This window comes from Aquabacterium sp., from assembly GCF_035476535.1.
Lineage (GTDB): Bacteria > Pseudomonadota > Gammaproteobacteria > Burkholderiales > Burkholderiaceae_C > Pseudaquabacterium.
The window spans coordinates 20,505-27,048 of the sequence record NZ_DATILJ010000009.1 but is presented as its reverse complement, the minus strand read 5'-3'; the positions used below and the strand labels follow the sequence as shown (position 1 = coordinate 27,048).

Annotated in this window: 6 protein-coding genes; 4 read left to right on the top strand and 2 right to left on the bottom strand. The window is 67.1% G+C overall.

Features of this window, described 5'->3' with window-relative positions; translation table 11 throughout:
* Positions 1–158: 158 nt before the first annotated feature.
* Together VLK61_RS00710 and VLK61_RS00705 are read right to left on the bottom strand one after the other, a co-directional pair.
* On the bottom strand, positions 159–647 hold the full coding sequence (locus tag VLK61_RS00710; protein ID WP_325417256.1) for an NUDIX domain-containing protein: 489 nt from the start codon (positions 645–647) through the stop codon (positions 159–161).
* A gap of 19 nt (positions 648–666) precedes the next feature.
* A complete protein-coding gene (locus VLK61_RS00705) occupies positions 667–1,599 on the bottom strand; it encodes an ATP-binding protein (RefSeq protein WP_325417252.1) in 933 nt (310 codons plus the stop codon).
* A gap of 67 nt (positions 1,600–1,666) precedes the next feature.
* On the opposite strand from VLK61_RS00705, the gene VLK61_RS00700 reads away from it, so the two are divergent.
* From VLK61_RS00700 to VLK61_RS00685, 4 genes are all read left to right on the top strand, one after another.
* The gene (locus VLK61_RS00700; RefSeq protein ID WP_325417250.1) at positions 1,667–2,356 is read left to right on the top strand and encodes a response regulator transcription factor; all 690 of its coding nucleotides are present in this window, start codon (positions 1,667–1,669) and stop codon (positions 2,354–2,356) included.
* Between the two features lie 34 nt (positions 2,357–2,390).
* Positions 2,391–3,827: a sensor histidine kinase gene (locus VLK61_RS00695; protein WP_325417248.1), complete on the top strand. Its 1,437-nt coding sequence runs from the start codon at positions 2,391–2,393 to the stop codon at positions 3,825–3,827.
* Between the two features lie 149 nt (positions 3,828–3,976).
* Positions 3,977–5,164: a maltoporin gene (locus tag VLK61_RS00690; RefSeq protein WP_325417246.1), complete on the top strand. Its 1,188-nt coding sequence runs from the start codon at positions 3,977–3,979 to the stop codon at positions 5,162–5,164.
* Positions 5,165–5,189: 25 nt separating this feature from the next.
* Positions 5,190–6,452: an ABC transporter substrate-binding protein gene (locus tag VLK61_RS00685; protein ID WP_325417244.1), complete on the top strand. Its 1,263-nt coding sequence runs from the start codon at positions 5,190–5,192 to the stop codon at positions 6,450–6,452.
* The last annotated feature ends 92 nt before the right edge of the window (positions 6,453–6,544 follow it).

The window sequence follows — 6,544 nt, the reverse complement described above, 5'->3', positions numbered from 1 at the left end:
TTCTTTGGTTACTTTCTTCGGCCAGGAAGAAAGTGACCCGCCTGCCGGGGCGGAATCCCGGCGCAGTGCAACGAAGAATCACCGGCACAGGCAAGACAGTCCAAACGTCCGCTTCCAGCAACCACCAAAGACCGCAATGGGCCGACCGCCGCCGCAGTTCAGCTCTCGACGCCCACCGCCAACACCCCGGCATGGCCCCGCTCGGCCGCAAACCAGCGCAGCACCGGCAGCGTGCCCGGCAGCACCGGCTGCACCTGCACCGGCAACGCCGACCAGGCCATCTGCTGGCCTTCGCGCATCTCGAACTCGCCGTCCCAGTCGAAGACCTTACAGAAGTGCAACCGCACCAGCGCATGCGGGTAGTCGAAGATCTCTTCGTGCCAGGGCTGCACTGCACCGATGGTGATGCCCAGCTCTTCGTGCAGCTCGCGGCGCAGCGCTTGCTCCAGCGTTTCGCCCGGTTCGAACTTGCCGCCCGGAAACTCCCAATAGCCGGCGTAGACCTTGCCCTCGGGGCGGGAGGTCAGCAGGAAGCGGCCTTCGCGGCCCTGGGCATCTCGCTCCACCAGCACGCCGACGGCCACGTCGGTGATGGGCCGGGGAGCGGCAGACGACGCGTCGCCGTCGCGTTCGGTCGCCGGGTCCACGACAGTGACCGGCTGCGACTCAGACACGGTCCAGCCCGTCAGGTGCCGGTGTCTCGGTGGACGGTGCAGCGAACTCGTCGCCCGCGTGGTCGCGCCCGGCCCAGTCACGCGCAAACTGGTAGGCCACGCGGCCGGAGCGCGAGCCGCGCTCCAGCGCCCACACCAGCGACGGCTGCCGGGCGGTGGTGATTGCCGATTCGCTAACGCCAAAATGGCGCAGCCACTGCGCAACGATGACCAGGTACTCCTGCTGGCTGAACGGGTAGAAGCTGATCCACAGCCCGAAGCGTTCGGACAGCGAGATCTTCTCCTCGATCACCTCGCCCGGGTGCACCTCGCCGTCGTCGGTGTGGGTGTAGCTGAGGTTCTCCTTCATGTACTCGGGCAGCAGGTGGCGGCGGTTGCTGGTGGCGTAGATCAGCACGTTGTCGCCGGCCGCCGAGATCGAACCGTCGAGGATTGATTTCAGCGCCTTGTAGCCGGCCTCGCCTTCGTCGAAGCTCAGGTCGTCGCAGAAGATGATGAAGCGCTCGGCCCGCCCGGCCACCAGGTCCACCAGATCCGGCAGGTCGACCAGGTCGGCCTTGTCGACCTCGATCAGCCGCAGGCCCTGCGCCGCATACTCGTTCAGGCAGGCCTTGATCAGCGAGCTCTTTCCCGTACCGCGCGCGCCGGTCAACAGCACGTTGTTGGCCGGCACGCCGGCGACGAACTGCGCCGTGTTGCGCACCAGGCGCTGCTTCTGGCCATCGACCTCCTGCAGATCAGACAGTGCCATGCGCGCCACCTGGCGCACCGGCTGCAGCCAGCCGGAGACACCACGCTTGCGGTAGCGGAAGGCGATGGACGCCGCCCAGTCGGGCGCGATCAAGGGGTGCGGCAGGATGGCTTCCAGCCGATCCAGCAGGCGTTCGGCGCGCTGCGCCAGGGATTCGAGGGGGTTCTGGCTCATGCCGGCGAGTGTAGCGACCGGGTATTCAAGGGTCGTTAATCTGAGCTTGGCGCGTTAAGCTTCTGTCATGAATCTGCTGCTCGCCGAAGACGACGCGATCCTGGCCGACGCCTTGACGGCGCAGCTGCAACAGGCCGGCTTCAGCGTCGAACATGCACCCAACGGCGCGGTGGCCGAATACCTGATGCTGCGGCGTGACTTCGACGCCGCGGTGCTGGACATCGGCCTGCCGATGGTCGATGGGCTGACAGTGCTCAAGCATGTGCGCGCGGTGAAGCCTGCCCTGCCAGTCTTGGTGCTGACCGCGTTGGACGGCCTGGACGACCGCGTGGCCGGGCTCAACGCCGGCGCCGACGACTACCTGACCAAGCCCTTCGATTTTCCGGAACTGGAAGCGCGGCTGCGTGCCTTGCTGCGTCGCACGCGGCCGATGCCGTCTCCGACACCGCCGGCCGACATGGGCCGCCTGGCCTTCGACCGCGACGCACGCCGCGCCAGCATCGACGGCAACCTGCTGGAGTTGTCGCCGCGCGAATGGGACCTGCTGGACCTGCTGCTGAGCCAGCGCAACAAGGTCGTGCACAAGGAGCAGATCACCGCCGCCTGGACCGACGACCGCAACGAGGCGCCGAATGCGCCCGGCATGATCGAGGTCTACATCCACCGGCTGCGGCGCAAGCTCGAAGGCTCGGGGCTGAGCATCCGCACGGTGCGAGGTTTGGGCTACTTGCTCGAGCCCGAGTCGAATCCGCGTTAGGTTCCGCGGCGCCCTGAGCTGAACGCCCTCAACGATGAACCGCCCACCGCTGCTGCAGCGCCTGTTCGCCAGCGCCGTCGGCCACCGCTCGCTGCACCGCCAGCTGCTGCTGTGGCTGCTGCTGCCGCAGCTGGTGCTGTGGATCGCCGCGGCCTTCGTCACCTACAACGTCGCGGCGCGTTATGCCAACCGCGGCATCGACGCCAGCCTGCTGCAGGCCACGCGCTCGCTGGCGCGCCAGGTCAAGCCGCTGAGCGGCGGCCTGTTCATCGACTTTCCGCGCGCTGCGCAGGACATCATCGAGGCCGATCCGGACGACCGCGTCTACTACATGGTCAGCACGCCGCCGGGCAAGTTCATCCTCGGCAACCGCCAGTTGCCGCTGCCGCCGGATGTCGACACGCCGCGCCTGGGCGAGCCCTATTTCTACGATGGCCGGCTCGACGCGGTGCGCATCCGCCTGGCCGCGCTGTTCGTGCCGATCGGCGACGATGGCGCGCGGCAGGTGCTGCTGGTGCAGATTGCACGCAGCCAGACCAGCCGCGACGAGTTGGCGCGCAGCATCCTGGTCGACACGCTGCTGCCGCTGTCGGCGCTGATCGCGCTGATGACGATGATCGTCTGGGCCGGCATCCGCGCCGGCCTGGCGCCGCTGGCCCGGCTGCGTGCTTTGGTCGAAGACCGCGCACCGAACGACCTGGCGCCGCTGGAGCTGGAAGCCGCGCCGCAGGAGGTGCGCTCCCTCGCCCGTGCGCTGAACCAGCTGCTGGCCGCGGTGCAGGAAAGCGTGGCCGCGCAGCGCCGCTTCATCAGCAATGCCGCGCACCAGCTGCGCACGCCGCTGGCCGGCCTGAAAAGCCAGACCGAGATCGCGCTGAAGGACAACACTGACCCGGCGCTGGGCACCCGGCTGGCGCGCGTGCATGAAGGCGCGGTGCGCAGCGCGCACCTGGTGAACCAGCTGCTGACCTTGACCCGCGCCGAGCCCGAGGCCGCCGCCAGTCTGCCGCGCAGCAGCGTCGACCTGCGCGCGCTGGTGACGGCGCTGGTGGCCGATTGCGTGCCGCGGGCGCTGCAGGTCGGCCTGGACCTGGGGCTGGACGACGCGCCGGCCGATGCCGCGCCGGTGCGCGTGCTCGGCGCCGAAGTGCTGCTGCGCGAAGCCGTGTTCAACCTGGTCGACAACGCGATCCGCTACGCCGGCCGCGGCGCCGAGATCACCGTGTCGGTGCGGGCCCAGGCCGGCCGCGCGATCGTCGAGGTCACCGACACCGGCCCGGGCATCCCGGCCGAGCAGCAAGAAGCGGTGTTCGGCCGCTTCTACCGCGCCACGCACGAAGGCAGCGGCTGCGGCCTGGGGCTGGCCATCGTGCGCGAGATCGCCGAGCGTCACCAAGGCCGGATCAGCCTGCAATCGGCATCGCCGCAGGGTCTGCGCGCGCGGCTCGACCTGCCACTTGCCACGGCCTGATCAATTTTTGAACATCAGATTAACATCGCGTTAATACCTAGAGACTAATATTAATAATGTATGGAACATTAACGCTGCCTTGCGTTGATGTTCCGTGCCGTTGCACGGCGGCGAGGCACCCGACACCACAACACGGAGACCTCGACGCCATGACAGTCCATGCCCCCCGATTCACCTTGCTGCGCAGCGCCGCTGCCCTCGCCCTGCTGGCCACCGCGGGCGCTGCCCACGCGGTCGACTGGACCGGCTACTTCCGCACCGGCCCGGGCCTCACCTCGGCCAGTACCTCGCGCGCCTGCTACGGCCTCAATGGCGGCAGTTCGGGCATGAAGTACCGGCTCGGCAACGAGTGCGACTTCTATGGCGAGTTCCAGCTCAGCCAGGGCTTCCAGAAAGACGGCATCGACTACCGCGCCACGCTGATGGTCAACCACTACACCGGCGCGACGCAGGACAACCCGGACAAGGGCCTGAACATCGAGCAGATGTTCGCGGAAGCCAAGGGCTTCGACGTGGCGCCCAACGCCACCTTCTGGATCGGCAAGGAACGCGGCCGCCGTGGTGACGTGCACATCGTCGACACCTTCTTCATCGAGATGCTCGGCATCGGCGCCGGCTTCAAGGGCCAGCCCGCCGGCGGCGGCAAGCTCGGTGCCGCCTTCTACAAGACCGACAGCGATGCAGTGAAACCGGGCAACCGCATCAACGTCGAGTACGTGGACCTGCCGGCCAATGCCGATGGCAAGCTGAACTTTTTCGCCAGCGTCACCCAGGGCGATTTCAGCGGCGGCAAGACAGGCGCGGGCTTCACCGTGCGCCATGACCAGGCCAAGTTGTTCGGCACCGGCCTGTCGAACACGCTGTGGCTGCAGTTCGCGCAGGGCTCGGCCAAGCTCAACGGCAACTTCGGCGACCTCACGGCCGGCTCCAAGGCCAAGAGCTGGCGCATCGTCGAAAGCTTCAACGGCCAGAGCGGCCCGCTGGGCGGCCAGGCCATCGTGCTGTTCGCCAGCGAGAAGAACGGCGCCGGGCTGAAGGTCGATTCGGCCTCGGTCGGCGGCCGCGTGTCGTATGCGCTGACGAAGAACTTCAAGTTCGTCACCGAGCTGGGTGTGTCGCAGTACAAGCCGCAGGGCGGTGCCACCGCGCGCCTGACCAAGCTGACGATCGCGCCGACGCTGTCGGTCGGCCCCGATTTCTGGAGCCGTCCGGAGTTCCGCCTGTACGCCACCAGCGCCAAGTGGAACCAGGCGGCCGGCAATGTCACCGGCCAGGCTGCGCTGGCCGACAAGACCTCGGGCACCAGCTACGGTGCGCAGGTCGAGTGGTGGTTTTGAGACTGACGCAACAAGGAGACTGATCATGACAAGTACCCGCACGCAGCGCTTCGGCGCCATCGCTCTGGCCGCAGCCGCCGCGCTCGCTTTCACGCCGGCCCAGGCCGGCGAAGTGGAAGTGCTGCACTGGTGGACTTCCGGCGGCGAAGCCAAGGCCGCCGCCGCGTTGAAGATAACTCTTCAAAAGGGCGGCCACCGCTGGAAGGACTTCGCGGTCGCCGGCGGCGGCGGTGATTCGGCGATGACGGTGCTGAAGTCGCGCGTGGTCTCGGGCAACGCGCCCTCGGCCGCGCAGATCAAGGGCCCGTCGATCCAGGAATGGGCGCAGGAGGGCGTGCTCGCCAACATCGACGATGTGGCCAAGGCCGAGAAGTGGGATGAGCTGCTGCCCAAGGTCGTCTCGGACATCATGAAGTACAAGGGCAGCTACGTGGCCGCGCCGGTCAACGTGCACCGCGTCAACTGGCTGTGGGCCAACCCCGAAGCCTTCAAAAAGGCGGGCGCCAAGCTGCCGACCAGCTGGGACGAGTTCTTCGTTGCCGCCGAGGCATTGAAGAAGGCCGGCATCGTGCCCATCGCCCATGGCGGCCAGAACTGGCAGGACTTCACCACCTTCGAGTCGGTGGCCCTCGGTGTCGGCGGCGCTGAGTTCTACAAGAAGGCGCTGGTGCAGCTGGACGGCGCGACGATCACCGGCCCGACGATGACCAAGGTGCTCGAGACCTTCAAGAAGGTCAAGGGCTACACCGACAAGAACGCGCCCGGCCGCGACTGGAACCTGGCCACCGCGATGGTGATCAAGGGCGAAGCCGGCATGCAGCTGATGGGCGATTGGGCCAAGGGCGAATTCGTCGCCGCCGGCAAGACGCCGGGCACTGACTTCGTCTGCGTGGCCGCACCCGGCACGGCCAAGGCCTTCACCTTCAACGTGGACTCCTTTGCGATGTTCAAGCTGAAGGATGCGGCCAACATCGCCGCGCAGAAGGATCTGGCCAAGGAGATCATGGCCCCGGCCTTCCAGGAACTGTTCAACCTGTACAAGGGCTCGATCCCCGTGCGCTTGAACATGAAGATGGACAAGTTCGACGATTGCGCCAAGGCCTCGGCCAAGGACTTCGTCGACACCGCGAAGGCCGGCACGCTGGTGCCCTCGATCGCCCACGGTATGGCAGTGCCCTCGGCGGTGGAAGGTGCGATCAAGGACACCGTGAGCCAGTTCTGGAACGACGACAAGATGAGCGTGGCCGACGCGCAAGGCAAGTTGGCCGCCGCGGCCAGGACCAAGTAGTCACAAGAGCAAGAGCGTCTTCACTGGAGCCTGGTTCGCCACGCGGTGCTGCTGCCATCGCGTGGCGCCTTTTCCCCTGATCCTGAAAGTCC

Bases quoted from the DNA above. Each gene is read 5' to 3' on its own strand.
- VLK61_RS00705 (WP_325417252.1), bottom strand. From the start codon at position 1,599: ATGAGCCAGAACCCCCTCGAATCCCTGGCGCAGCGCGCCGAACGCCTG.
- VLK61_RS00700 (WP_325417250.1), top strand. From the start codon at position 1,667: ATGAATCTGCTGCTCGCCGAAGACGACGCGATCCTGGCCGACGCCTTG.
- VLK61_RS00695 (WP_325417248.1), top strand. From the start codon at position 2,391: ATGAACCGCCCACCGCTGCTGCAGCGCCTGTTCGCCAGCGCCGTCGGC.
- VLK61_RS00690 (WP_325417246.1), top strand. From the start codon at position 3,977: ATGACAGTCCATGCCCCCCGATTCACCTTGCTGCGCAGCGCCGCTGCC.
- VLK61_RS00685 (WP_325417244.1), top strand. From the start codon at position 5,190: ATGACAAGTACCCGCACGCAGCGCTTCGGCGCCATCGCTCTGGCCGCA.